Raw genomic sequence first — 24,769 nt, forward strand, 5'->3', positions numbered from 1 at the left:
GTTGATCGCCTCTCCCATGCCTGCGGGGTGAGCTGTCGGGTTCGGGTTGGAGATACCCGGCCGGCAGCGACTCCGCACGGAACGGAGGCGCTATCGACTTAACCCCAAGGCCTCGTAGGAGGCCGCGGAAACTTGGTTCCCCCGTCCCTGCCAGCTGGAAACGATTGAATCCCGGGTCAGTGGCAGGGCTCGGCATACTGACGGGAATGTCCCGTCTGAGAGGGACACCTGAAGACCATAACCTGATTCCGCACCGATTGTCACATTTGGGTAACATACGAGGTGTTCCTATCGTATTTAGCAATCGAATAGACTCATTTGCCGCATCCGGCTGACCACCCGAAATAGGCGCGCCGCACATCTGGCCGTGTTCTTTGTCACAAACTGATAAAGGATCTCGAAAAGTGGCCGCGAACCTTGCCCGGAGGTACCGGACGGAGGAGGATGTTCGGCACCGGCGAGGAGGCACAGTGACCCAGCTAGGCAAGTATGAGAAATACCTGATCGAGGAATTTTTTGACGACTACCGTGCCGGCGCGCTGAGTCAGCGGACCTTCACCCGGCGGGTTGCCTTCATCACCGGCAGCATGGCAGCAGCAGCGGCGGCGATGCTGCTGGTGGGCTGTACGCCCAGTGAGGTACCGCGGAGCACCGACCCCATGCCCACCCCGGAGCCTTCAACATCTTCGGCCGCCGGCACTGCCGGTTCCGGTGCTGTGCCCGGGGCAAAGAGCCCGCTTTCCGTTCCGGAGGGTGCGCCAGGGATGACGACGGCGACCGTACAGTTTTCGTCCGGCGGAACCTCAATCAGCGCCTACCAGGCCAGGCCGGAGCGGGAAGGGCGCAGCCCTGCCGTGCTGATCTGCCATGAAAACCGCGGCCTGACACCCCATATCGAAGATGTGGCCCGCCGCTTCGCGAAAGCGGGCTACGCGGCCCTTGCCCTTGACCTGCTCAGCCGGGAGGGCGGGACTGCAAACATGGACCGCGACGCAGTTCCCGGTGCCCTCACCCAAGCCGGCGCCCCGCGCCACGTTGCCGACTTCGCAGCAGCACTGGAGTATCTCAAAGCCCAGGACTTCGTGGACGGCGGCCGTATCGCCATGACCGGCTACTGCTTCGGCGGCGGCATTACATGGCAGGCGGCCACCGAGCTGGACGGGTTAAAAGCCACCTCGGCGTTTTATGGGCCGGCCCCTGACCTGGCCAAAGTGCCGGACATCAGGGCCGCCGTTTTCGGCGTTTATGCCGAACTTGACCAGCGCATCACGGGCGCGATGCCTGCTCTCAAGGATGCGCTCGCAGCCACTGATGTTGTCCATCAGCTCACTGTCTACCCCGGCGTTGACCATGCCTTCCATAACGACACCGGCGACCGCTACAACGAAGCCCAGGCTACGGCGGCGTGGAACGATACCCTCGCGTGGTTCGGCGAGCACCTCTAGGGCGCGGCATGCGCGCCTGGCGTGCGGAAGGCGGATGTTTCTCCGCTCCATAACGAAAAATGCTGGCCGTCAAAGACGGCTCGCCGTGCGCCGCCTGGAACCACCGGTGGCGAGGAACTGGTCCTGACCCCGCGTAGGCTTTTCCCATGCCCGACTACGAACGGTTCCGTCTCCTGCTCGAGGAGGAACGGGAGCGGAAGGCGGCCCTCCTGCCGGCCCTCCGCGCGGACATCGCCTCCGCAAATTCAGCACGCCAGGACTCCAACGTGGACGACGAGCATGATCCGGAGGGCTCCACCATCGCCTTCGAACTGTCCCAGGCGTCCGCCCTGCTGAAGCAGAGCAGCATTGGGCTCGGCGAGGTGGAGGCGGCCCTGGCCAGGATCGCCGCCGGCACCTATGGGACCTGCGCGGTCTGCGGGGACGCCATCGCCGAAGGCAGGCTGGAGGCACGGCCGTGGACCCCGTTCTGCATCCGGCACGCATCGGCAGGCCGCAGTCAATGAGCAGCGGCGTGGACGTGACTGTTGTTGCCGCCTTCATTGACCGCACGCTGCAGAACGAGGGTGCCTGGTACCGTGCGGACGACGTCGAGGGCCGGCTCGGCGGGCAGCTGGCCTCCTACGGCTCCTCTGTGGGTGCTGTCCGGGGGACCATCCGCGACGCCCTGCGAAAGTACAAGGACTTCGATCACGACGCCGTGGTACAGCTGGCATCCGCCCTGTGGGGTCAGCCCAAGCCCGGCTCCAGGGCAGTCTTCGAGCGCCGGCTCGCCGCCGTTGTGCTGCTCCAATCCAGGGAGTCACTCCTGCGCCATTCGGACCTGACGCGGATTGAGGGCTTCCTGCGCTCTGCCGGCACGAGCGAACTGACCGAACCCCTGCTGGCCGACGTCGTGGCGCCCTTCCTGGCGCGGCTCGGCGGGCGCGACCGGCAACGCACACATGTTGTCCTCGCCCGATGGCGGACGGACTCTGACAGCCGGCTGCGCAGCGCCGCCGCCTACCTCGCACAGCAACCTGCCCACGAAGCCCCATCACAAGGAGACACCCATGAACGATCCCTATAACCTGGACCGATTTGTTGCCGCGCAGGATGGCGGCGGGACCTATGACCAGGCCCTGGCCGAACTGCAGCTGGGCAGGAAATCCGGCCACTGGATGTGGTTTATCTTTCCGCAGATCGCCGGCCTGGGCCAGAGTGAAATGTCGCAGCGGTACGCCATCAGCTCCCTTGCCGAAGCCCGGGAGTACCTGGACCATCCCGTGCTGGGCCCCCGGCTTCTCGACTGCGCCCTTGCGGTCACCAACCACAAAGGCCGCCCGGCGGAGGACATCCTGGGCGGCATCGACGCGCGGAAGCTGCAGTCGTCCATGACGCTGTTCCTCCGCGCAGCTCCCGGGGAAACCGTCTTCAAAACAGTCCTGGCCCAGTTCTTCGATGGGCAGCCCGATGGCGCTACCGACGAGCTGCTGGCGGGCAAGGGCGAACATTAAGGGCCAACAGCGGCGCCCTGCGCAATTGCGCAAGGTACCGCCGTCGGGCTCACGTGGTGTAACTCAACGCTACGGCGAGGGGCTGCCGCCGTTGACGTTCAGCGTTTCCCCGATGACGTAGCTGGACTCCGGCGATGCCAGGAAAACATACGCCGGGGCGAGCTCTGCCGGCTGGCCCGCCCGGCCCAGGGGGGTGGACTGGCCGAACTCCGGCAGTTCCTCCTTGGGCTGGCCGCTGCTTACCTGCAGCGGCGTCCAGATGGGCCCTGGCGCTACGGCGTTGACGCGGATGCCCTTCGGCGCGAGCTGCTGGGCCAGCCCCTTGGTGAAGTTATTGATGCTGCCCTTGGTGGTGGCGTAGTCCAGCAGCGTGGGGGACGGGTTGTAGGCCTGGATGGACGTGGTGTTGATGATGGTCGATCCTGCCGGCATGTGTGGGAGGGCAGCCTTGGTCAGCCAGAACATCGCGTACACATTAGTTTTAAGGGTGTGGTCGAACTGCTCGTCCGTGATGGCGGTCAGCTCCTCCTGCGCCACCTGCTTGCCGGCGTTGTTCACCAGGATGTCCACCCCGCCCAGCACGGCCACTGCGGTATCAACCACTTCACGGCAGACGTTGGGGTCCTTCAGGTCCCCTGGGACCTTGACGGCCTTGCGCCCGGCGGCCTCGATGAGCCCCGCGATGCGGGCTGCGTCCTCTTCCTCCTCCGGCAGGTAGGACAGGACGACGTCGGCCCCCTCGCGGGCGAAGGCGATGGCAGTGGCCGCCCCGATCCCGGAGTCCGCGCCCGTCACTATTGCCTTCCTGCCTTCCAGCCGGCCGGTCCCGCGGTAGGTGTTCTCGCCGAGGTCCGCTTTGGGCTCCAGCTCAGCGTCCAGGCCCGGCTCGGGCTGGTGCTGCTCGGGGGGAGAGATCTTCCCGTACGCGGTCACGGGATCGCGGAAGGTGTACTGGTCTGTCATGGTGGTCCTCCTGTTGGGTAGGGGTGGAACACGGTAAAACTAAGCATGCTTACCGTTCCAAGCCTAGGCACTTCAGCCTGTCCCTGCCAACCCGCATTCCACTAGTGGTTCAGTAGGGTTTCGAGTCCCGGCTTACCTCCACCAACCTGACATCCCTGATGGTTCCCGAGTCCACGACCGCTGTCATGAACGTGCAGGCAGGCTGGCGGCGCCGGTCTGTGGGGGAGCCCGGGTTCAGCAACCGCAGCCCTCCAGGGGAGGTGCTGTCCCACGGGATGTGGCTGTGACCGAAGACCAGCACGTCGGCGTCCGGATAAAGTGCCTCGCACCGCGCTTCCCGGCCCTTCGCCTGTCCGGTCTCGTGCACCATGGCGAAGCGGACACCCTCGAACGTGGCGGTGGCCGTTTCAGGCAGCCGGCGCCGCAGGTCAGGACCGTCGTTATTGCCGTAGACCCCAATAAGGCGGCTGCTCCGGTCCTCAAGCTGGTCCAACAGTTCAGCCGTCACCCAGTCGCCGGCGTGGAACACCACATCGGCGCTTTCGACGGCGGCCCACAACTGCGCAGGGAGTGCCTTGGCGCGCTTGGGAACATGGGTATCGGCGACCAGGAGAAGGTTCAGCGGCATGGGGAAATCCTGCCATGCCGAGCCGTTTCCGTCGGTGCCTTCCTTTGGCATTGTTCATCATGTTGGGCAGTCGTAATCTGGGGCTGGAGGTGATAGCCATGGAGGCTGCACAGGGCGACAGGATTATTGTTCACGGAAGGACCGTCGGGTCTACAGACCGGCACGGCGTAATTCTCGAAGTGCGCGGGCAGGGCGGAACGCCGCCCTACCTGGTCCGCTTTGACGACGGCCACGAAACCATCATGTACCCCGGCGGTGATTTCGCCGTCGAACGCGGCAACGTGCACTAGCGCCGCAGGTGATGCGCCGGCTCCGGTGCACCTGTCAGACTGGAGCGATGGATCACTCACTGGCTTCAACGCCGTCCTCCACGCCGCCTGTCCGTACCGGCCCGCGCGATCCCGGTGACGCCTGGGTGGACGGGGAACACGGCCGGTACTGGGGCAGGTTCGGCGCGGCCGGGGTGCTCGCCTTCGACCCTGCCAAGGGAGTGCTCCTGCAGCACCGCGCCGTCTGGAGCCACAACGGCGGAACCTGGGGACTGCCCGGCGGAGCGCTCCACAAAGGCGAGGACGCTGTTGTGGGCGCGTTGCGTGAGGCCTTTGAAGAGGCCGCCGTGCCGCCGGAGAGCGTGGACGTGCTCTTCACCTCGGTGCTGGACCTGGGTTACTGGTCCTACACCACGGTGGTGCTACTGGTGACAGAGCCATTTGATCCGGTCATCAGCGATCCCGAGAGCATTGAACTGCTGTGGATTCCGCTGGCTGACGTGGAGAGCAAGGAGCTGCATCCCGGTTTCGCGGCGGCGTGGCCGGACCTGCGGGACCGGCTCGTTTCCGGCGCTTAGCCCAGTACGCCGGTCAGTAGTCCGGGCCGTATTCGGCGTGGACCAGGATGGGCAGGTGGTCCGAGTTGCCGCGCGGGAGGGTCTCCACGCTCGTGATGTCCAGCCCCAACGACGTGGCGAAGTCGAAGTGGCCCTTGAACACCTTGTAGCGGGTGTACGTGCGGCGGTTGCTCAGCGAGAGCGCATACCCCGAGTTCTTCATGTGCACGTGCAGGTTCTTGGTGAAGAACGGGTAGTTGAAATCGCCCACCATCAGCGTCATCAGGCCTTTGCCCATACTCAGGAGTTCGGCATGGGCGGCGTGGATCTGCTTCCGCCGCAGCGAGTTGGAGGCGGTCAGGGGTGCGGCGTGGAAGGAACCGATCACCAGTTCGTGCTGGGTCTCGTTGTCCATCACGCGGGTACCGATGAGCCGTTCGTGGGCCGGTGCCAGCACGCGGTCATGCATGGACTTCTTCAATGCGAACGACTGGGTGTCCAGGGCCGTGAACCGGCTGGTGCGGTAGTAAATGGCCAGCCCGAGCCGGTTTCCCTTGGTGGCGTCCGCGAGGTGAAGCGGGCCCAGGGTCTCCGGCAGGTCGCTGGAATCCACCTCCTGGAGGCAGAGCGCATCAATATCGTGGTTCCGTGCCAGGGCAAGGAGTTCACCGCTTGCCTTGTGCTTGCGGAGGTTGTAGCTGATGACGCGCATGGAACACCTCTTCCGAGGGTTGCTGACAGGACCAGTTCCTGAGTCTACCCAGATGACGGCCCCCAGGCTCCAACATTTCGCCGCGTCGGATGGCAGCTCCTGGCGGCGGTCCCGGAGCAAAACGATAGAGTTATTGGCAATTCACTGACATCTCCTTCGAAGGGCACCCGTTGACTGCTGATCTGCCTGAACTGGCTGAGGGAAACTTCTATTACCGGTCCCTGGGTGATGGCCGTTTCCGCTCCACCATCCACGCCCAGGGCGCCTGGAACGTCCACGAGCAGCACATGGCGCCGGCCTCCGGGCTGATGGCCGACAGCCTCGAACGGCACCAGCCGCGGACGGACATGCGGATGGCCCGGCTCAGCTTCGAGATCCTGGGCCTGATCCCCGGCGGCGAATTCCACATCGAGACCACCACGCTGCGGCCTGGCAGGACCATCGAACTGCTGCAGGCCGAGCTGGTGGCAGGCGGCCGGACAGCGATCCGTGCCACCGCCTGGCGGCTGGTCACCAGTGATACCTCCGAGGTGGCCGCGGTGGAAGACACCGCCATTCCCGGGCCCGACGAATGCAAGCCGTACGACGGAGCGTCAGTATGGCCGGGCGGCTACATCCGCTCCCTTGAGATGCGGGTGGCGGAAGGGCACCGGCCCGGGGCCGGCAAGGTGTGGCTGCGCACGGACCATCCCCTGTCAGACCGCGAAGACCGCGAAGACAGCGGCGACCTCGCGCGGCTGATGGGGCTGGTGGACACCGCCAACGGCATCGCTGCGCGGGTACCTCCGGGCGCGGACAGCTACGCGTTCCCCAACCTGGACCTGCAGATCCACATGTACCGCCGCCCCGAAGGGGAATGGCTGGGGCTGGACAACGCGGTCTCCTTTGGCGGGGACGGAATCGGCCTCACCTCAACGGTGCTGCACGACCTCCAGGGCCCCTTCGGCAGGGCGGAGCAGATCCTGACCGTGCGCAGGACGTGACGGCTGCGCCGGCGTGACTCCATGCGGGACGTTAAGTCCGGCCCGGGCCGGGTTCAGCCCCGGCCTTGGAAGACAAGCCATCCGGCGAGGGTGGACAGCCCGGTCAGAGCAGCGCCCCAGAGCATGTCCACCACAATCAGCTGCAACGGCCACACCTTGAGTGTTGCCGCGTTGGTCAGGTCGTAGGTGGCGTAGGCGAAGGCACCCAGCGCCGCACCGTAGCCCAATGCCGTAAGCCAGCTGCCGCCGTCGATCGCGGGCCGGAGGGCAAAGAACACAATTCCGGCGATGTAAATGACGTAGAAGGCAACCGCGTACCCTAGGTTTGGCTTGTCCGCCAGCAGATCGCCGATGTGGCTCCGGTAGAACGGGTTCATCAGCTTGAGCCAGACGGCGTCAATTACTGCGAATGCTGCGGCGACAACGAGGAATTGCAAGATGACCATAGGGGAGCTTAGCAACATGCATCACGCCGGACCGGGACCCCGCACGCTGACAGTAGTGCGGCAGGAGGCGTCGCTGGGTGCCGCCCGTGACCTGGAATTTGGCCTGGAGCTCCTGGCCAAGGCAAGGACGGGGGACATCGGCCCCATGTTGCGGCTGTACCGCCCTGCCCCCACAGTGGCATTCGGGCAGCGGGACACCCGGCTGCCTGGCTTCGAAGCAGCAGCCCAGGCCTGCCGTGACAACGGTTTCGAACCGCTGGTCCGCAGGGCGGGAGGGCGCGCTGCTGCCTACCACCAGGGAACCCTCGTGGTGGACCACATCGAACCGGACGCAGATTCCATTGCAGGATCGAAAAGCCGGTTCGGATATTTTGGTGAGCTGTTCGCTGAAACGCTGCGCAGCATAGGAGTGCACGCGGCCGTGGGGGAGATCCCGGGTGAGTACTGCCCCGGGGAATACAGTGTGCACGGCACGGACCGGACAACCGGCTCCCGGATCAAGCTGGTGGGCACTGCCCAGCGCGTGGTGGCAGGAGGCTGGCTATTCAGCTCCGTCATCGTGGTGGAAAACTCCGCCCCCATCCGCAAGGTCCTCACCGACAGTTACGCAGCATTGGGGCTGGAGTGGGACCCCGCCACGGCCGGAGCCGTCAATGATCTTGTGCCGGGAGTGGACGTCGCAGCGGTGGAGGACGCGCTGCTGGCAACCTATGCGGGCCATGCCACACTCACGAGCGCTGCCTTCAGCAGCCTGGGGGCATGACCGGGCGGGTATGGCAGGTACACAAAACGGGACCAGCACCGAAATGCTGGTCCCGTTCTGGTTATCACACGCCTCCGACGGCGGGTGCCTGGGCTGCCGGCCCTCTGGCCGGCTTCCCGGCTACGCTGCGAGGCGGTTCTTGACCTCGGCAGCGGAAGGGTTGGTAGCCGCGGTGCCGTCCGAAAACAGGACCGTGGGCACCGTGCGGTTGCCGCCGTTCAGCTGCTCCACCAGTTCTGCCGTACCGTCCACTTCCTCGATGTTGATCTCGGTGTAGCCTATGCCCTGCGCGTCCAGCTGCTTCTTCAGCCGGTTGCAGTAGCCGCACCAGGTGGTGGAAAACATGGTGATGGTGCCGGTTTCGGGGGTGAAGTCCACGGATTTCTCCTACGTGTCGCTTACGGGTTCATTCCTGACAACGGTAACGTGCAGTCCGCTATTCCCGGCAACTGCGCCCCTGGCCGCCCCCGGATGACAGCTCCTGCCGCCGATGGCATGCTGGAGCCATGTGTGGACGCTATGTGATGGCACGTGCCGTGGGGGACCTCCTGGCTGAGTTCGACGCCGAGCTTGAGGAGGAGGTGGCCATCCCGCCGTCGTGGAATGTCGCGCCAACTGATGACGTTCCCATCGTCCTGGAGCGGCTGATCGATGAGGGCCCGGAGCGCAAGCAGGTGCGCCAGCTGCACGTGGCGCGGTGGGGACTGGTTCCCTCCTGGGCGAAGGACCCGGGTATCGGCTCGCGGATGATCAACGCCCGGAGTGAATCGGTGCTGGAGAAGCCCGCGTTCCGGAAGGCCATCCAGTCACGCCGGTGCGCTGTGCCCGCAGACGGTTACTACGAATGGAAGCAGGGGCCGGGGAAAGGGAAGCAGCCCTACTACGTACATCCGGGCGAGGGCCGTGGCCTGGTTTTTGCCGGGCTCTATGAGTGGTGGAAGGATCCGGCCTGGCCGGCGGGGGAGCCCGGCGGCTGGATGCTGTCCACGTCAATCCTGACGACTGACACCCCACCACCCGGCAGCGAATCAACTGTCTTCGGCAAGCTGACCGCACTGCATGACCGCGTGCCGCTGCCGATGGACAAGTCCACGATGCAGGCCTGGCTCGACCCGGAGGCCGACGACGCCGCGGGGCTGGTTGACCTGGTGCGGTCGCGGGTCAAGGACGTGGCTTCGGACTGGCACGTGGATTCAGTGGGAAAGGACGTGGGCAACGTCCGCAACAACGGCCCTGAACTGATCCGCCCGGTGGAAGCACTTTTCTAGGCGTTACCCATAGCAGCCCGGACGGCTTTGCCGGCGGGCTAAACGGTGACCGACCCGGCGTCATCCACCGTCCACGTGGGGTTGTACGCCACTTCCCAGCGGAAGCCGTCCGGGTCTGCGAAGTAGCCGCTATAGCCGCCCCACGGCTGGGTGATGGGCTCGGCGATGATGTCCGCTCCCGCTGCGGCAGCTTCTGCCATGACCCGGTCAACGTCTCCTGTGCTGGGGAGGTTGTGGCTGAGCGTGATGCAGGGGACGGGGCCCGGCGCGCCGACACCGGCGTCAGCTTGCATCTGGCGGACGTCCCACAGGGACAGCACCAGGCCATGGTTCACCTGGATGAACACCACGTCCCCCGGAAACTCGCGCTTGACGGGCCAGCCAAGGCCGTCCACATAGAAGGAGCGGGACGCCGGGACGCTGCGGACGCCCAGTGAAATGAAGTCGACTCTGGGTTGCATGGTTCGATACTGTCAGAGGATGGCAACAATTCAAGGGAACGATAGAGACGCCCTGGCCGACAAGGAACAGCTCGCTGCCGTCCGGGTTGCCGTTGACGAGGTGGATGACCAGATTGTCACCCTCATTGCACGCCGGGAGCGGCTGATCCGGATCGCCGGAACGCTCAAGGGCGACGACGCCGAGGTCCGTGCGCCTGGCCGCGTGGAGCGGGTCATCGAGCACGTCCGCTCCGCCGCTGAGAAGAAGGCCATCGATCCGGACATCGTGGAGTCCACCTACCGGGCCATGATCTCAGGGTTCATCGAACTCGAACTCCGGGTCCACAAAGAGAACAGCTGAGCGGTTTCTGCCCAGCTGTTAAAGGTTTTCCTCCACCGGAACTCCGGACTGGAATTCCCGGCCGTCCGCTTCGCTGAAGCCGGTCATCACGTGCCCTTTGCCGAGTCCGTTGATTGCTGCGAGCGGGAAGTGGCCGGTGATGGTGTTTCCGGAATGGGTCACGCCTGAAAGATCGTAGTTCTCTTCCGTGCTCTGTTCGTGGTTAAACGAGAAAAAGGCGATTGCCTCCCCGTTCATGAATTCAATGCCCAGCCGCCGCTGCGAGGAGTAGTCCGGGGTGGCAGCCACAAGCCCCACCACGTAGGCACCGGAACCGGGGATGTTGCCGTCGATGTCGAAGGTGGCCACGAGTGTGGAGTCCTGGGCTTTGATGCTGACCTGCTTGAGGAGTGCGTCATGGGTGCTCATGGACCAATCCTGCTCCCTGCCGATCGGTCCGTCCACCCCCGCCTAGGATTTGTCCTGCCGCTGGCTTAGACTGGAAGCATTCGAACACATATTCGAATTCTTCTTGTTTCTTTGGCCTGTCGGGAGGTGCCCATGGCGATGTTCAGCGAATCCGTGGTTGTTGCCTGCAACCCTGACGGCCAGCCCGTGAGCCTTCAATGGGCAGGACGGTCCTATTCCGTCTGCGCTGAACCGGTGCGCTGGTACGAACGCCGCCAGTGGTGGGCGGAAGAAAGCCGTGCCCCGCTGGGGAGCGGGCCCGGGCTTGTTGACCACGAAATCTGGCGGGTCCAGGTGCTCCCGTCCGCTGCAGGTTCCGGCACGGCCAAGGAGCAGGACGAGGCGCTCACCCTTGACCTCACCCGCCATATCCGCAGCGGCCGCTGGCGGCTCCTGCGCATCCACGACGCCTTGCGCCCACGAACAGCATGAGTTTCACCCATCTCCACGTCTCCACCGCATTCAGTGCCCACTATGGCGTTTCCTGGCCTGATGAACTGGCGCAGGCTGCTGCTGCCGACGGCGCAACCGCGCTCGCCTGCACTGACCGCGATGGCCTGTACGGAACCATCAAGCACCTCAAGGCGTGCATGACAGCAGGTATTGATCCCATCGTCGGGGTGGACCTGGCGGTGTATGACGACGATGGCGATCACCGCACCCAGCTGGCCGGCCGCGTGGTGGTGCTCGCCCGCGGCAACAACAACGGGGCTGGGTACCGTGCTTTGTGCCGGCTGGTGTCAGATGCCCATGCCCGCACCTCGGGAAAATCCGGCGGAACCATTCCAGTGGCAGTGACCAGGGCAGAGCTTGCCTCCCGCACTCTGGACCCCCAGACCCTCAAACCAGTGCTGATGGTGCTCCTTGGGCCGGACTCCGACGTCGGGCGTGCGATGGGCGGCCGCCGGTACCTGCGCCCGCGGACCCTTTTTAAACAATGGCTCGAGGCCATGCCCCGCGGAACAGTGGTGGCCGAGATCGTTTCCCAGCTCAGCGCACCGGGGGCGCCCCTGAGCACCTCGCATGCCGTCCGGATGCTCAAGCTCGCGGCGGAGCACAACGTTCCGGCAATCCTCAGCAACGCCGTCAGGTACTGCGCGGAGGACGGCGCCGCCACCGCTGACGTGCTGGATTCAGCACGGACCCTGAAATCGCTGCCGGAACTGGCCCAGGAACCACTGCTGCAGCCCAACGGCCAGGGCTGGTTGAAGTCCGCCGCCCACATGCTGCAACTGGGCAAGGAAATCATCGCGGCAGCGGGTTACGGTGCCCAGGACCTTAAACAGCTCATGGCGCAGACCGAGGCGCTCGCCGATCTCTGCAGGATAAACCCCGAAACCGACATGGGCTGGAAGCAGCCAGTGGTGCCGGAGGCTTCTGTCATCGGGATCAGCCAGGACCCGCACGTTGAACTGGTGCAGCGCTGCGAGGCGGGAATCGGGCGGCGGTTCCCGGGAATCCACGGCAGCCGGGAAAAGGAAATGCGGAAACGCCTTGACCATGAACTGGGGATCATCCGGAACCTGGGCTTCTCCTCCTACTTCCTCACCGTCGCCGAAGTTTCACGCATGATCCAGGACATGGGGGTAAGGGCAGCGGCCCGCGGGTCGGGAGCTTCCAGCCTGGTGAACTACCTGATCGATGTCAGCCAGGTAAACCCTCTGCAGCATGACCTGATCTTCGAGCGCTTCCTGTCCCGGGATCGCGCCACCCTGCCGGATATCGATATCGATGTCGAAAGCGCCGAACGGCACAACGTCTACCGGCGCATCTTCGAGCGCTTCGGCGCGGAGCGGGTCACGCTGATGAGCATGCAGAACGGTTACCGGGCAAGAGGTGCAGTGCGGGATGCCGGCATGGCATTGGGAATGGATGATGGCGACATTGGGGACATCGCCAAACAGCTATGGCGGTTTTCCGCCCGGAAGTTCCGCGAGGCGCTGCAGGAAAAGCCGGAACTGAGGGAGTTTGCCGGCCGGGTGGAGCAGCGGGAGACCCACGGGAACCAGCAGCTGGACCTGCTGGTGGACCTGACGGAACGCCTTGACCGGCTGCCGCGGCATATTTCAATGCATCCCTGTGGTGTGATCCTTGGGGACGCAACCCTGCTGGACAGGACACCCGTCCAGCCCAGCGGCCTGGGGCTGCCCATGAGCCAGTTCGACAAACACGATATGGACCCCATGGGCATGCTCAAGCTGGATGTCCTGGGCGTCAGGATGCAAAGCGCCATGGCATTCGCAGTCCGGGAAATCATCCGGATCCATCCCTCAAAACAGGAAGTGGTGGCTGCCGGGGCCCATCCTGCCGGGCAGGACGGAACCGGCCCGGATTACATTGCAGAAAACGGGCAGATAGACCTCAACGCCATACCGCTGGATGATGAACCCACCTTTGAACTCATCAGGAGCACGCACACCCTCGGTTGCTTCCAGATCGAGTCTCCCGGGCAGCGCGAGCTGATCGGCAAAATGGCGCCGCGGGAGTTCAACGACCTCATCATCGACATTTCGCTTTTCCGCCCCGGGCCCATGAAGTCGGACATGGTCCGGCCCTTCCTGGAACACCGGCACGGTTTCGCCCCCGAGGTGTACCCCCACCCGGACCTGAAACCTGTGCTGGCGGAAACCCATGGGGTGACCGTTTTCCATGAGCAGATCCTAAAAACGTTCAACGTGATGACCGGCTGCGGCCTGGCCCGGGCAGACGAATTCCGGCGTGCACTGGGCAATGAAGTGCTGGAGTTGGGTGTTGAGGAGTTCTTCCGCAGGGAAGCCCGGAAGAAAGGCTATTCGCCGGAGGTAGTGGACAACGTCTGGGGGACCCTGAAGGCTTTTGGCAGCTTCGGCTTCTGCAAGGCCCACGGTGCGGCTTTCGCCGTGCCCACCTACCAGTCGGCCTGGTTGAAGGCGCACCATCCCGAAGCCTTCCTGGCCGGACTCTGGGAACACGATCCCGGCATGTACCCCAAAAGATTGCTGGTGGCCGAAGCCAGGAGGCTGGGCATTCCCATCCTTCCCCTGGATATCAACCGCAGCAAGGGCGAATACAGGGTGGAGCGGGTCCGGCAGGGGCCCGATGCGGGAAAACTGGGAATCAGGCTGAGCCTGAACGGTATCTATGGGCTGTCTGCCACAGAATTGAAGAGGATTGTGGCAGGCCAGCCTTATGACTCCCTTGCAGACCTCCGTGCGCGCTCGCGGCTTAGCAAGCCCAGTATCAAACGCCTGGCCCAGCTTGGTGCTTTTGATTCCCTGCACCGCGAGGCGGGCGGGGTGGCGAACCGGGCAGACCTGGTCCAGCACCTGCAGCAGCTTCAGAACTCAGGCAGTACGCGGAAAGGCGTCGAGGTTCTCGAGGGGCAGCTGTCCCTGCCCCTGGGAGATGTGGAACTGCGCAACGTCAAGCCCGGCCTCCCTGAACCTACCCTGATCGAAAACGTACGGGCGGAGCTGGATTTGATGGCGGTGGACGTCAGCAGCCACCTGATGGACAGCCACCGGCCAATGCTGGACAGATTGGGAGTGACGACGGCAGACAAGCTCCTGGGCTTACGCAACGGAACTGAAGTACTGGTGGCCGGAGTGAGGGTAGCCACCCAGACGCCTCCCATGCGCGGCGGCAGGAGGGTGGTGTTCATCAGCATTGACGACGGCACCGGCTGTATTGATTCTGTCTTCTTCCACGAAGCCCAGGAAAACGCCGGCCTGCTCCTGTTCGGGACCAGGCTGCTGCTGATTCGCGGCACCACACGCAGGACAGGCCCGCGGGGAATCAGCCTGAGCGCAAGCATGGCCTGGGACCTGAGCCGAACTGAAACCCTGCCATTTTCACCTTCGGACACCGGTGCACCGGACGGCCCTCACCCCCTGGATGGAATCAACCGGAGTCTGGCCATCACGGGATTTAACGGCTGAGCCTGCCGTGCGCCGCGTTGGTCGGCCCTTTGCTGAACCGATAGCATTGACGATGGCTGGCTGTGGTCCCCGTACGCCACAAGCTATGAAGCCTCAACTTTGAATAGGAGACACCCGTGTCAGATGCCCAGCAGATCACCCTTCTCGTCGATGGCGAAGAGACCAAGGTGACTACCGGGACAACCGGTGCGGAACTCTTCTTTGAGCGCCGTGATGTTGTTGTTGCCCGCGTCAACGGCGAACTGAAGGACCTTGACCAGGAACTTCCGGAAGGTGCCGACGTCGAAGGCGTCACCATCGATTCCCCCGACGGACTGAATGTGCTCCGCCACTCCACCGCCCACGTGATGGCCCAGGCGGTCCAGCAACTGCGCCCCGATGCCAAGCTGGGCATCGGCCCGTACATCGCCGACGGTTTCTACTTCGATTTTGACGTGGCCGAGCCCTTCACCCCCGAGGACCTCAAAACCCTCGAAAAAATGATGCTCAAGATCGTCAACCAGAACCAGAAGTTCGTCCGGCGTGTGGTCTCCGAAGACGAGGCCCGCGAAGCCATGAAAAACGAGCCCTACAAGCTCGAACTCCTGGGCAAGAAAAACGAAGCCGCCGAAGCCGGTGAAGGCGTCAACGTCGAGGTGGGCGCCGGCGACATCACCATCTATGACAACGTTGAGCGCAAGGAAGGCACCACCGTCTGGTGCGATCTCTGCCGCGGTCCGCACCTGCCCAACACCAAGATGATTTCCAACGCCTTCGCCCTCACCCGATCATCCTCCGCATACTGGCTGGGAAACCAGAAAAACCAGCAACTGCAGCGGATCTACGGCACGGCCTGGCCCACCAAGGACGCGCTGAAGGCCTACCAGGAACGGCTGGCAGAGGCCGAACGCCGCGACCACCGCAAGCTGGGCTCTGAGCTGGACCTGTTCTCCTTCCCGGACGAGCTCGGTTCCGGCCTGCCGGTGTTCCACCCCAAGGGCGGCATCATCCGCAAGGAGATGGAGGACTACTCGCGGCAGCGCCACGTTGAAGCCGGCTACGAGTTCGTCTACACGCCGCACATCACCAAGGGCCACCTGTACGAGGTCTCGGGCCACCTGGACTGGTACAAAGAAGGCATGTTCCCGGCGATGCGCGTCGATGAAGAGCTCAACGCCGACGGCTCCATCCGCAAGCCGGCGCAGGACTACTACCTGAAGCCTATGAACTGCCCCATGCACAACCTCATCTTCCGGTCCCGCGGACGCTCCTACCGTGAGCTGCCCCTGCGCCTGTTCGAATTTGGCTCGGTCTACCGGTACGAGAAGTCCGGCGTGGTGCACGGCCTCACCCGCGTGCGCGGCATGACACAGGACGACGCCCACATTTACTGCACCCGCGAGCAGATGAAGGACGAACTCACCAAGACGTTGACCTTCGTCCTTGACCTGCTCAAGGACTACGGGCTCAACGACTTCTACCTGGAACTGTCCACCAAAGACCCGGAAAAGTACGTCGGTGACGACGCCACCTGGGAGGAAGCCACCCGGACCCTCGCCGAAGTGGCACAGGAATCAGGTCTTGAACTCGTACCGGATCCGGGTGGAGCTGCCTTCTACGGCCCCAAGATCTCCGTCCAGGCAAAGGACGCTCTGGGCCGCACCTGGCAGATGTCCACCATTCAGCTGGACTTCAACCTGCCCGAACGGTTCGAACTCGAGTTCCAGGCCGCCGACGGCAGCCGCCAGCGTCCCGTTATGATCCACCGTGCGCTTTTCGGGTCGGTGGAGCGGTTCATGGGCGTGCTGACCGAGCACTACGCCGGCGCCTTCCCGGCGTGGCTCGCCCCGGTCCAGGTGGTGGGCATCCCGGTGGCGGAGACGTTCAACGAGTACATGTTCGACGTCGTTGATCAGCTTAAGGCGGCCGGCATCCGGGCCGAGGTGGATACGTCGTCGGACAGGTTCCCGAAGAAGATCCGCACTGCCAGCAAGGACAAGATCCCGTTTGTGCTGATCGCCGGCGGCGACGACGCCGAGGCAGGCGCAGTGTCGTTCCGGTTCCGTGACGGCAGCCAGGACAACGGCGTGCCCGTGGCAGAGGCAGTCAAGCGGATCACGGAAGCCGTCCGTAACCGGACCAGCTAGCGGAAACGGAACAGCACCGTGCAGGAGAACACAGACGCAGGATATCCAAGCGATGCCGGCGTAACCGACGACTTTGACCTCGCCGGTGTCCCGGACGCCTTCCAGCGCCTGTGGACTCCGCACCGCATGGCTTACATCAAGGGCGGCCAGCACCAGTTCAAGAACGAAAACGACTGTCCCTTCTGTGTCGGACCGGCAAGGACCGATGAAGATGCGCTGATCGTCTACCGGGGAAAGACCTGCTACGTGGTGCTGAACCTTTTTCCCTACAATCCGGGGCACCTCCTGGTCTGTCCCTACCGCCATATTCCCGACTACACGGACCTCACCGTCGAGGAGACGGCGGAGTTCGCCGAGCTGACCCAGACCGCCATGCGGGTGCTGCGGAAAGTAGCGAACCCGGGCGGATTCAACCTGGGGATGAACCAGGGCGTGGTGGGCGGAGCGGGCATTGCCGCGCACCTGCACCAGCACATTGTTCCGCGCTGGGGCGGTGACGGGAATTTCTTCCCCATCATCGCCCAGACCAAGGCGATCACGCAGACCCTTGACGAGGTCCGCCAGCAGGTCGCCGACGCCTGGCCCGGGGAGACGGATGCTGAATAAGCACGCCCGCGGGTTCTTCACCGCGCTGTTCACCCCGCTCGCCCGCTGGCTCCTTCGAATCGGCGTCTCACCGGACGCCGTGACCATCATCGGTACCGCCGGTGTGGTGGTGGGAGCCCTCGTCTTCTACCCGCTGGGCCAGCTCTGGTGGGGAACACTGTTCATCACCGCGTTCATCTTCTCCGACGTCCTGGACGGCATCATGGCCAGGATGCAGGCGGTGGGCAGCCGTTGGGGCAACTTCCTCGACTCCACCCTGGACCGGATCGCCGACGGCGCCCTTTTCGCCGGCCTGGCCGTCTGGTTCTTCACCGGCGGCGCGAATGTTCCGATCGCCATGGCCGCTACCGTCTGCCTTGTCCTTGGCATGGTGGTCTCCTACGCCAGGGCAAAGGCGGAGTCGCTGGGGTTCACGGCCAACATCGGTATAGCAGAACGCGCTGAACGCCTTGTTTCCGTGCTGGTGGTGACCGGATTCACCGGCCTTGGGCTGCCGCACGTGGTGCTGCTGGTGACACTGATCCTGCTCGCCCTCGCCAGCCTCATCACCGTGATCCAGCGCATGGTGTCCGTACGCCGCCAGGCACTCGCTGAACCATCGCCTGCCGATTAACACGAATTAAGCCGGCCGGGCGCGGTAAGACTAGTATTAGGACTGCCCGATCAATGGATCCGGCAACCCGGTGTGTGTACATATGGCATCTCCGTGCCGCCCTGCACCCCGGCGAAGGTCATCTATCTACCCATAGGGGTTTTTGTGTCTACACCTGATGTAAGCAGCGAAGCCGGTTCGTCCGCGAACAGCGTCACGGGCAGCAGCCGTGTGAAGCGGGGCATGGCTGAGATGCTCAAGGGCGGCGTCATCATGGACGTCGTCAACGTCGAACAGGCCCGCATCGCCGAAGACGCCGGTGCCGTTGCAGTAATGGCGCTGGAACGCGTTCCGGCCGATATCCGCGCCCAGGGCGGCGTCTCCCGCATGTCCGATCCGGACATGATCGACAAGATCATCGACGCCGTGTCCGTGCCGGTCATGGCCAAGGCCCGGATCGGTCACTTCGTCGAAGCCCAGGTCCTGCAGTCCCTCGGCGTGGACTACATTGACGAGTCCGAGGTCCTGACCCCGGCCGACTACGTCAACCACATCGACAAGTGGAACTTCACCGTTCCCTTTGTCTGCGGCGCCACCAACCTCGGTGAGGCGCTGCGCCGCATCAACGAGGGCGCGGCGATGATCCGCTCCAAGGGCGAGGCCGGCACCGGTGATGTCTCCAACGCCACCGGCCACATGCGCCAGATCCGTTCCGAGATCGCCAAGCTCGCAGCCCTGCCCGAGGACGAGCTGTACGTTGCGGCGAAGGAACTGCAGGCCCCGTACGAACTGGTCAAGGAAGTTGCCGCTGCCGGCAAGCTTCCCGTGGTCCTGTTCACCGCCGGCGGCATCGCCACCCCCGCCGACGCTGCCATGATGATGCAGCTCGGCGCCGACGGTGTGTTCGTCGGTTCGGGCATCTTCAAGTCCGGCAACCCCGCCCAGCGCGCCGCCGCCGTCGTTAAGGCCACCACCTTCTTCGACGACCCCGACGTTATCGCCAAGGCTTCCCGCGGCCTGGGCGAGGCCATGGTGGGCATCAACGTCGACGAGATCCCTCAGCCGCACCGCCTGGCTGAGCGCGGCTGGTAATTTCCGCCCTCTTTGGTCGCCTTTGGGGCGCCGGGCGTCGCTAAGCGGTCGCCTTGCGTCTTTATGTACGACGCCGGTTCCCCAACTTTCTCTGGTGGGGGACCGGCGTCGTACTTTTTGGGCTTGGGGAGGTTTACTCCAGGCCTCGGCGCTTCAGCAGGGGCTCCAGTTTTGCTTCGCGGCCGCGGAGGGTGCGGAAGGACTCGAGTGGGTCGCGGCTGTTTCCCCGGGACAGGAGCTCCTGCCGGAAACAGGCACCGTTAGCCCGGGTGAGGCCGCCTTTTTCGGTAAACCAGTCCACCGTCTCGGCGTCCAGCACTTCGCTCCAGATGTACGAGTAGTAGCCGGCCGCGTAGCCGGCCCCCGCGAAGACGTGCTGGAAGTATCCCGTGCGGTAGCGCGGCGGAATCAGCGCATGGGCGATTCCGGCAGCCGCCAGGGCCTTGTCCTCGAACGCCAGTGCATCCTCGGGGATTTCGCTGCTCCCCAGGACATGCCAGGCCAGGTCCAGCAGCGCCGCCCCCAGGTATTCGGTAGTGGCAAAGCCCTCACCCCAGAGCCGTGATTCGTTCAGTTTGTCCACGATTTCCTGGGTAAGCGGCTCGCCGGTGGCGTAGTGCTTCGCGTAGTTGGCCAGCACCTCCGGCCACATGATCCACATCTCGTTGACCTGGGACGGGTACTCCACAAAATCGCGCGGAACCGAGGTGCCGGAAAACCGCGGATAGGTGACATTGGAGAACAGCCCGTGCAGGGCATGCCCGAACTCATGGAACGTGGTCCGCAACTCATCCAACGTCAGCAGCGTCGGTTCGCCTGCGGGCGGCTTGGAGATGTTTAGGTTGTTGATGACCACTGGCTTGGTACCGAGCAGTTCAGACTGTTCCACCAGGGAGTTCATCCAGGCCCCGCCGCGCTTGGATTCACGGGTGTAGTAATCGCCGAGGAACAGCCCGAGGGCGCTGCCGTCCTCATTCCGGACCTCCCAGACCCGCACGTCGGGGTGGTAACCGGAGAGATCCTTCCGTTCGTGGAAGGTAATGCCGTAGAGGGATGTGGCAGCGAAGAAGACGCCGTCGGCCAGGACCCTGTCCAGTTCGAAATAGGGCCGGAGGGCCTGCTCGTCCACGTCGTACTTTTCCCGCCGGACCTTCGCGGAGTAGAACGCCCAGTCCCAGGGCTCCAAAGCGCGCCCGGCTGCCTCCGACAGAGCCGCGGCCTCGCGGTCCGCATTGCGGACCGCGGCCGGGGCCATGCGGTTCAGCATCGACTGCACCGACTCGAAATCCGGTGCTGTCTGCCGGTCCACCACCAGTTCGGCGTAGTTGGCGAAGCCCAGCAGCGAAGCTTTTTCGGCGCGCAGGGCGGCCATGGACCTGGCGAGTTCGAGCACGTCGAGGTTTCCGCCGCTGCTCCCGCGGGCCACGGAGGCTTCAAACAGCCGCCGCCGGACGTCGCGGTTCTCCAAAGCGGCGAGGGCCGGCTGGTTGGTGGGCTGGATCAGCGTCAGGAGGAACTTCCCCTCATGGCCGGCCGCACGAGCTGCTTCTGCGGCGGCGGCCATGTCGTCGGCCGGCAACCCTGCCAGGTCTGCGGGGTCCTCCAGCAGCAGGGCCGCGGACTTCATCCCCTCCTTGACCCGCTGGCCGAATTCGGTTCCCAACCTGGAGAGCTCGGCATTGAGCTCCCGCAGCCGCTCCTGCCCGGGACCGTCCAGCTGAATGCCTGTCTGCCGGAACTCCTTCAGATACTCATCCACCAGACGTGCCGACTCCCGGTCAAGACCCGTTGAATCGATGGCAGCGAAGCGCTCGAACAGGGCCCGGTTCAGGAACACTTCGTCCTGGTGGGCTGCAAAGCGCGGTGAAAGCTGGGTTTCCAGGTCCCGGATTTCGTCAGACGCGTCGGCAGAGACCAGGGTGAAGAACGCCGCAGCAGCCCTTTGGAGCAATTGGCCGGAGCGTTCCATCGCCACTGCCGTGTTCTCAAACGTGGCGGGGTCACTGTTCTCCGCGATCGCCTGGACTTCGGCCAAGTGCTCCGCGAATCCTGCCTCAGCCGCCTGGGCATAGTGGGATGCCTCTATGTCCACGAACGGGGGCAGTGCGAACGGGAGCATGCTCGGAGTGAGCAGGGGGTTTGTCATGAGGTAAATCTTCCACACAGGCCGCACCTTCTCAACGTCCCTCAAATGCTCGTGGCGTCCGTGGGCGTTGCCTAGAATGACCGCTATGGGGATTACCTGGCGAGGTGCTGCCTCGCGTGCCGGGTCCACGACAGTGGCCTTGGTCGCGGCTGCTGTGCTGGCAGGCTGCGGCCTCGTGGCGGAACAGGACGGGCAGCCGCTGCGGACGGCGGAGTCTGCTCCACAGAGTCCGGGTTCGGGCATCGCGTCGCTCACGGACACCGGTCCTGCCCCTAGCCCCACAGCCACACCTAGACCCACACCCACGCCCACGCCGGGTAAGGGCCCGGCCTGCCCAATGGTCCGGTGCACCACCGTGCTGGTCACCGGCGACATGTTGATCCACACCCAACTCTGGCAACAGGCGCAGCAGGACGCCGCAGCCGCCGGCAAGCCGGGCATGGATTTTGGGCCACTCCTGGAAGGGCAACGCAGGTACATCACCAACAGCGACCTCGCCATCTGCCACCAGGAGACGCCGGTGGCCGGCCCGGACGGTCCGTTTTCTGCGTACCCGTCGTTCAATGTTCCGCCCCAGATCATCACCGCGTCCAAGGACGTGGGGTACCAGGCCTGCACCACCGCCAGCAACCACACCATTGACCGTGGCACCGACGGGCTGCTGCGCACCCTGGACGCCCTGGATGCTGCCGGCCTTAAACACACAGGCTCCTACCGGACTGAAAGCGAATCCCACGGCATCCTCATCATGCAGACGGCGGCAGCAAAAGTCGCCATTATCCAAGCCACGTACGGGCTCAACGGACTGGTCCCTGAATATCCCTGGCAGGTGGACATGCTGGACACCGCATCCATGATTGCCAAGGCCGAAAAGGCAAGGACGTTGGGGGCGGACATTGTCCTGGCCGCCATGCACGCGGGTGATGAGTACGCCAGCGAACCGAACGCCCAGCAGGAGGAGGTGGCGCGTGCCCTGGTGGACAGCCGGCAGTTCAACCTGGTCTATGGCCACCACACCCACTCGGTGCTGCCCATCGAAAACTACAAAGGCACCTGGATTGTGTACGGCCTGGGCAACGGCGTCACGGAGCTGTCTCCCTGGTACGTGGTCAATAACGAGGGCCTGCTGGTGAGGGCGCAGTTTGGCCAGGACGTGTCAGGAAAGTGGTCGGCCACAGACCTGGCGTGGGCGCCATCGGTGATTGTCCGCGACCCGTACCGCTGGTGTTCCGTCGCCGCTGATGCGCCGCAGGGACAGTGTGCCGGTCCCGAGGAGGACATCGCCACCAGGCAGCGGACCAGCACGGTGGTGGAATCCCGCGGTGCGGGGGCAGCGGGTGCCCACGAACTCCTGATAACCCGCGAACCCTAAGCCTGACCGCCAAAAGGTGCGGGCCGCCGTCGGCCGCTCGACGCTGTGCCAGTCAGCGCGGGCGGCGCGCCGCGTGTTCCCTCGCCAGTTCCGCGTAATGGTCATCCGGGTGGCCGGGCTGGAATGTGCCGTACTTCCGCTCGGCCGCCGTCCGGATCAGGAAGTCGGCAATGGCTGGATTCTTCGGCAGCAACGACCCGTGCAGGTAGCTCGCCACGATGTTGCGGTACCGGGCACCTTCGTGGCCGTCGCTGCTGTTGTTTCCTGTCCCTTTGGCTACCGTGCCGAGCGGCCGCACCCCGTTGCCGAGCGTGGTCTGCCCGCTGTGGTTCTCGTAACCCAGCACCTCGCCGAACTCGGGCGTAGCCACCTTGACGTTGCCGATCAGGCGCTCCTCAGTGCCGTGGGTTTCCACGTCAAGAATGCCGATGCCGGGAATTACTGCTCCGGTGCGCGTTTTGAAGAACCGTCCGAAAAGCTGGTACAGCCCGCAGATGACCAGCATCGGCGCGCCGTCCTCAGCCAGGTCCTTCAGCGCTCCCGCACGTGCCTGCAGGTCGTCCTGGATGACCAGCTGGCCGCTGTCCTGGCCGCCGCCGCCCACGATGATGTCCACGTCCTTTGGGAAGGGATCACCAACGTTGTATTCGAGCAGTTCCGGGGTGTAACCGTGCCATCTGATGCGTTGCTGAAGGACCAGGGCGTTGCCCCAGTCGCCGTAGATGTTCATGTCGCGGGGGTAGAGCTGGACTATCCGGATGGTGCCCTTGCTCGCGGAGCTATCCGTTGCAGGATCCGCGCCTGACTGGCTCAAGAGACAACCTCCACGGTGGTGATTTTGGACAGCTCGCGGCGGATGGCCAGCATGGCTGTGTAGGTGCAGAAGATGCGCTTCGGCTTGCCCTGGGCTTCCCTAATAAAGGAGGCAAGGGCAGGCGTAATCTCGGGCTCGACCCCGCCGATCCGCACGTCGTCGTACTGCAGGCGCAAGGCCATGTCGTAGGCGCGGGAGCCGGTGAGCTGGTCCACTCCGCCCTCTCGCAGGGAGTCGAATTCCACATCCCACAGCCAGGACATGTCCCGGCCATCGGCGTAGTTGTCGTTGATGGCAATCATGGTGGCATAGCCGCGGGCGGGGAAGGACTTCAAGCCAAGCCGGAACCCGCTGGGGTTCTTGACCAGGACCAGGTCAAGGGGCTGCCCATCGACCGTGAGGCTTTCCCCGCGGCCGAAGGCAGGCGCAACCTGGGCGAGTGCGGCCAGCAGGGTGTCGTGGTCGGCGGTGGCTGCGCCACCGCCGCAAATGCTGCGGGCCAGGGTCAGTGCCGCCGCCGCATTGAAGATGTTGTAGACGCCGCGAAGCTTCATCCCGGTGGTGACCGTGACGCCGTCGTACTCAAATTCGGCGGTGTCCGCACCCACTTTGCGGAGGACGACGTCGGCGGCAGGCTTCTCGGGAAGGCCCGCCGGAGCGGGACTTCCGGGAGCGGCGCGCATGTCGTCGTCGTTGGGGAAGGTGCCCAGCAGCGAATCGTCCAGGCCGAAGTACTTGACGTCCTGCCCGGTCAGGGTGCTGGCGATCCTGGCGACGCGGGGGTCCTCCCGGTTCAGCACCACTGTTCCGGTGGTCTTGGCGGCGATGTGCTGGAGCAGCTGGGCCGTCTTGTCGATCTCACCGAACCGGTCCAGCTGGTCGCGGAGGACGTTCAGGAGCAGGCAGTAACGGGGCGGGACGCTGTTGACGAAGTGCACGGCGTGGGCCTCGTCGAGCTCCAGGACGGCGACGTCGGCATCGAGCCGGCCCCGCCAGTCCACTTCACCCAGCAGTGCGGCGGCGACGCCCCTCGTGAAGTTACTGCCGGTGCGGTTGGTGAAAACCTTCAGCCCCTGGCTCTCCAGCAGCTCCACCACCATTTTGGTGGTGGTTGTTTTGCCGTTGGTACCGCTGACCACGGCCACGCCGTGGGGGAGCGTGGTGAGGGTCCGCCGCATGAAGCCGGGATCGATTTTTTCGACCACCAGCCCGGGCAGGGCAGAGCCGCCGCCCCGTAGCCGGGACACCCGGCGGACCAGCTTGCCGAGCGGAACACTGAAGTAGAGCATGCTTCGAATATATCCCAGCAACGGCATGCAAGGGCCG

27 protein-coding genes and 1 riboswitch are annotated in these 24,769 nt (G+C 64.4%); of the genes, 17 read left to right on the plus strand and 10 right to left on the minus strand.

What is annotated here, in order from left to right; translation table 11 throughout:
• Positions 1 to 2 precede the first annotated feature (2 nt).
• Positions 3 to 166: riboswitch (cyclic di-AMP (ydaO/yuaA leader) on the minus strand.
• A gap of 304 nt (positions 167 to 470) precedes the next feature.
• From AC5RV1_RS00185 to AC5RV1_RS00200, 4 genes are all read left to right on the plus strand, one after another.
• Positions 471 to 1,445 carry a dienelactone hydrolase family protein gene (locus AC5RV1_RS00185; protein WP_493948863.1) on the plus strand — a complete coding sequence of 325 codons (975 nt, stop codon included), beginning with the start codon at positions 471 to 473 and terminating at the stop codon, positions 1,443 to 1,445.
• 146 nt (positions 1,446 to 1,591) lie between these two features.
• Positions 1,592 to 1,951, plus strand: coding sequence for a TraR/DksA family transcriptional regulator (locus tag AC5RV1_RS00190; protein ID WP_493993083.1), 360 nt, complete (start codon positions 1,592 to 1,594; stop codon positions 1,949 to 1,951).
• On the plus strand, positions 1,948 to 2,514 hold the full coding sequence (locus AC5RV1_RS00195; RefSeq protein WP_493993084.1) for a DNA alkylation repair protein: 567 nt from the start codon (positions 1,948 to 1,950) through the stop codon (positions 2,512 to 2,514). Before AC5RV1_RS00190 ends, AC5RV1_RS00195 begins: the two co-directional genes overlap by 4 nt.
• Positions 2,498 to 2,941 carry a DUF1810 domain-containing protein gene (locus AC5RV1_RS00200; RefSeq protein WP_493948860.1) on the plus strand — a complete coding sequence of 148 codons (444 nt, stop codon included), beginning with the start codon at positions 2,498 to 2,500 and terminating at the stop codon, positions 2,939 to 2,941. The genes AC5RV1_RS00195 and AC5RV1_RS00200 overlap by 17 nt, the downstream gene beginning before the upstream one ends.
• A gap of 69 nt (positions 2,942 to 3,010) precedes the next feature.
• On the opposite strand, the gene AC5RV1_RS00205 is transcribed toward AC5RV1_RS00200, so the two are convergent.
• Together AC5RV1_RS00205 and AC5RV1_RS00210 are read right to left on the minus strand one after the other, a co-directional pair.
• Positions 3,011 to 3,904: a glucose 1-dehydrogenase gene (locus AC5RV1_RS00205; protein ID WP_256248958.1), complete on the minus strand. Its 894-nt coding sequence runs from the start codon at positions 3,902 to 3,904 to the stop codon at positions 3,011 to 3,013.
• A gap of 109 nt (positions 3,905 to 4,013) precedes the next feature.
• Entirely contained in the window at positions 4,014 to 4,532 is a 519-nt protein-coding gene (locus AC5RV1_RS00210) for a metallophosphoesterase family protein (RefSeq protein ID WP_493993085.1), read from the minus strand.
• 98 nt (positions 4,533 to 4,630) lie between these two features.
• Between AC5RV1_RS00210 and AC5RV1_RS00215 the strand changes: the two genes are divergently transcribed.
• Together AC5RV1_RS00215 and AC5RV1_RS00220 are read left to right on the plus strand one after the other, a co-directional pair.
• Entirely contained in the window at positions 4,631 to 4,822 is a 192-nt protein-coding gene (locus tag AC5RV1_RS00215; protein WP_493948857.1) for a DUF1918 domain-containing protein, read from the plus strand.
• Positions 4,823 to 4,869: 47 nt separating this feature from the next.
• Positions 4,870 to 5,379 carry an NUDIX domain-containing protein gene (locus AC5RV1_RS00220; protein ID WP_493993086.1) on the plus strand — a complete coding sequence of 170 codons (510 nt, stop codon included), beginning with the start codon at positions 4,870 to 4,872 and terminating at the stop codon, positions 5,377 to 5,379.
• Between the two features lie 13 nt (positions 5,380 to 5,392).
• Here AC5RV1_RS00220 and AC5RV1_RS00225 read toward each other — a convergent pair whose 3' ends face one another.
• Complete coding sequence (locus AC5RV1_RS00225; protein ID WP_163163987.1) at positions 5,393 to 6,070, minus strand: endonuclease/exonuclease/phosphatase family protein; 678 nt, start codon at positions 6,068 to 6,070, stop codon at positions 5,393 to 5,395.
• Between the two features lie 170 nt (positions 6,071 to 6,240).
• On the opposite strand from AC5RV1_RS00225, the gene AC5RV1_RS00230 reads away from it, so the two are divergent.
• Positions 6,241 to 7,053 carry a thioesterase family protein gene (locus AC5RV1_RS00230; RefSeq protein WP_493993087.1) on the plus strand — a complete coding sequence of 271 codons (813 nt, stop codon included), beginning with the start codon at positions 6,241 to 6,243 and terminating at the stop codon, positions 7,051 to 7,053.
• A 53-nt stretch (positions 7,054 to 7,106) separates the two neighbouring features.
• Here AC5RV1_RS00230 and AC5RV1_RS00235 read toward each other — a convergent pair whose 3' ends face one another.
• A complete protein-coding gene (locus AC5RV1_RS00235; RefSeq protein ID WP_493948854.1) occupies positions 7,107 to 7,499 on the minus strand; it encodes a DUF2177 family protein in 393 nt (130 codons plus the stop codon).
• A gap of 16 nt (positions 7,500 to 7,515) precedes the next feature.
• Between AC5RV1_RS00235 and AC5RV1_RS00240 the strand changes: the two genes are divergently transcribed.
• Entirely contained in the window at positions 7,516 to 8,262 is a 747-nt protein-coding gene (locus AC5RV1_RS00240) for a lipoate--protein ligase family protein (protein ID WP_493993254.1), read from the plus strand.
• 120 nt (positions 8,263 to 8,382) lie between these two features.
• On the opposite strand, the gene AC5RV1_RS00245 is transcribed toward AC5RV1_RS00240, so the two are convergent.
• Complete coding sequence (locus AC5RV1_RS00245) at positions 8,383 to 8,640, minus strand: mycoredoxin (RefSeq protein ID WP_493993088.1); 258 nt, start codon at positions 8,638 to 8,640, stop codon at positions 8,383 to 8,385.
• 128 nt (positions 8,641 to 8,768) lie between these two features.
• On the opposite strand from AC5RV1_RS00245, the gene AC5RV1_RS00250 reads away from it, so the two are divergent.
• Complete coding sequence (locus AC5RV1_RS00250) at positions 8,769 to 9,530, plus strand: SOS response-associated peptidase (RefSeq protein WP_493993089.1); 762 nt, start codon at positions 8,769 to 8,771, stop codon at positions 9,528 to 9,530.
• Between the two features lie 38 nt (positions 9,531 to 9,568).
• Here AC5RV1_RS00250 and AC5RV1_RS00255 read toward each other — a convergent pair whose 3' ends face one another.
• Positions 9,569 to 9,991 (minus strand): VOC family protein, encoded by a 423-nt coding sequence (locus AC5RV1_RS00255; RefSeq protein ID WP_493948852.1) that lies wholly within the window; start codon positions 9,989 to 9,991, stop codon positions 9,569 to 9,571.
• 19 nt (positions 9,992 to 10,010) lie between these two features.
• Between AC5RV1_RS00255 and AC5RV1_RS00260 the strand changes: the two genes are divergently transcribed.
• Complete coding sequence (locus AC5RV1_RS00260; RefSeq protein ID WP_256248964.1) at positions 10,011 to 10,331, plus strand: chorismate mutase; 321 nt, start codon at positions 10,011 to 10,013, stop codon at positions 10,329 to 10,331.
• Between the two features lie 18 nt (positions 10,332 to 10,349).
• Here AC5RV1_RS00260 and AC5RV1_RS00265 read toward each other — a convergent pair whose 3' ends face one another.
• Positions 10,350 to 10,739 (minus strand): hypothetical protein, encoded by a 390-nt coding sequence (locus AC5RV1_RS00265; protein ID WP_493948851.1) that lies wholly within the window; start codon positions 10,737 to 10,739, stop codon positions 10,350 to 10,352.
• Between the two features lie 132 nt (positions 10,740 to 10,871).
• Here AC5RV1_RS00265 and AC5RV1_RS00270 point away from each other — a divergent pair, with 132 nt between their 5' ends.
• The 6 genes from AC5RV1_RS00270 (at position 10,872) to pdxS (ending at position 19,111) form a co-directional block, all read left to right on the plus strand.
• The gene (locus AC5RV1_RS00270) at positions 10,872 to 11,210 is read left to right on the plus strand and encodes a DUF6504 family protein (RefSeq protein ID WP_493948850.1); all 339 of its coding nucleotides are present in this window, start codon (positions 10,872 to 10,874) and stop codon (positions 11,208 to 11,210) included.
• The gene (locus AC5RV1_RS00275; protein WP_493993090.1) at positions 11,207 to 14,695 is read left to right on the plus strand and encodes a DNA polymerase III subunit alpha; all 3,489 of its coding nucleotides are present in this window, start codon (positions 11,207 to 11,209) and stop codon (positions 14,693 to 14,695) included. Before AC5RV1_RS00270 ends, AC5RV1_RS00275 begins: the two co-directional genes overlap by 4 nt.
• 116 nt (positions 14,696 to 14,811) lie before the next feature.
• Positions 14,812 to 16,821, plus strand: a complete 2,010-nt coding sequence (gene thrS, locus AC5RV1_RS00280; protein WP_493948848.1) for a threonine--tRNA ligase — start codon at positions 14,812 to 14,814, stop codon at positions 16,819 to 16,821.
• An 18-nt stretch (positions 16,822 to 16,839) separates the two neighbouring features.
• Positions 16,840 to 17,427, plus strand: coding sequence for an HIT family protein (locus AC5RV1_RS00285; protein ID WP_493993091.1), 588 nt, complete (start codon positions 16,840 to 16,842; stop codon positions 17,425 to 17,427).
• Positions 17,417 to 18,040, plus strand: coding sequence for a phosphatidylinositol phosphate synthase (gene pgsA, locus AC5RV1_RS00290; RefSeq protein ID WP_493993092.1), 624 nt, complete (start codon positions 17,417 to 17,419; stop codon positions 18,038 to 18,040). Before AC5RV1_RS00285 ends, pgsA begins: the two co-directional genes overlap by 11 nt.
• A gap of 144 nt (positions 18,041 to 18,184) precedes the next feature.
• Positions 18,185 to 19,111: a pyridoxal 5'-phosphate synthase lyase subunit PdxS gene (pdxS, locus tag AC5RV1_RS00295; protein ID WP_430225502.1), complete on the plus strand. Its 927-nt coding sequence runs from the start codon at positions 18,185 to 18,187 to the stop codon at positions 19,109 to 19,111.
• A gap of 133 nt (positions 19,112 to 19,244) precedes the next feature.
• Here the strand turns inward: pdxS and AC5RV1_RS00300 are convergent, their stop codons facing one another.
• The gene (locus tag AC5RV1_RS00300; RefSeq protein WP_493993093.1) at positions 19,245 to 21,257 is read right to left on the minus strand and encodes a M3 family metallopeptidase; all 2,013 of its coding nucleotides are present in this window, start codon (positions 21,255 to 21,257) and stop codon (positions 19,245 to 19,247) included.
• 76 nt (positions 21,258 to 21,333) lie between these two features.
• Here AC5RV1_RS00300 and AC5RV1_RS00305 point away from each other — a divergent pair, with 76 nt between their 5' ends.
• A complete protein-coding gene (locus AC5RV1_RS00305; protein WP_493993094.1) occupies positions 21,334 to 22,629 on the plus strand; it encodes a CapA family protein in 1,296 nt (431 codons plus the stop codon).
• A gap of 52 nt (positions 22,630 to 22,681) precedes the next feature.
• Here the strand turns inward: AC5RV1_RS00305 and AC5RV1_RS00310 are convergent, their stop codons facing one another.
• The gene (locus AC5RV1_RS00310; protein ID WP_493948845.1) at positions 22,682 to 23,443 is read right to left on the minus strand and encodes a type 1 glutamine amidotransferase; all 762 of its coding nucleotides are present in this window, start codon (positions 23,441 to 23,443) and stop codon (positions 22,682 to 22,684) included.
• Complete coding sequence (locus AC5RV1_RS00315; protein ID WP_493948844.1) at positions 23,440 to 24,732, minus strand: MurT ligase domain-containing protein; 1,293 nt, start codon at positions 24,730 to 24,732, stop codon at positions 23,440 to 23,442. The genes AC5RV1_RS00310 and AC5RV1_RS00315 overlap by 4 nt, the downstream gene beginning before the upstream one ends.
• Between the last annotated feature and the right edge of the window lie 37 nt (positions 24,733 to 24,769).

Source organism: Arthrobacter sp. Hb9-2 (assembly GCF_059091165.1).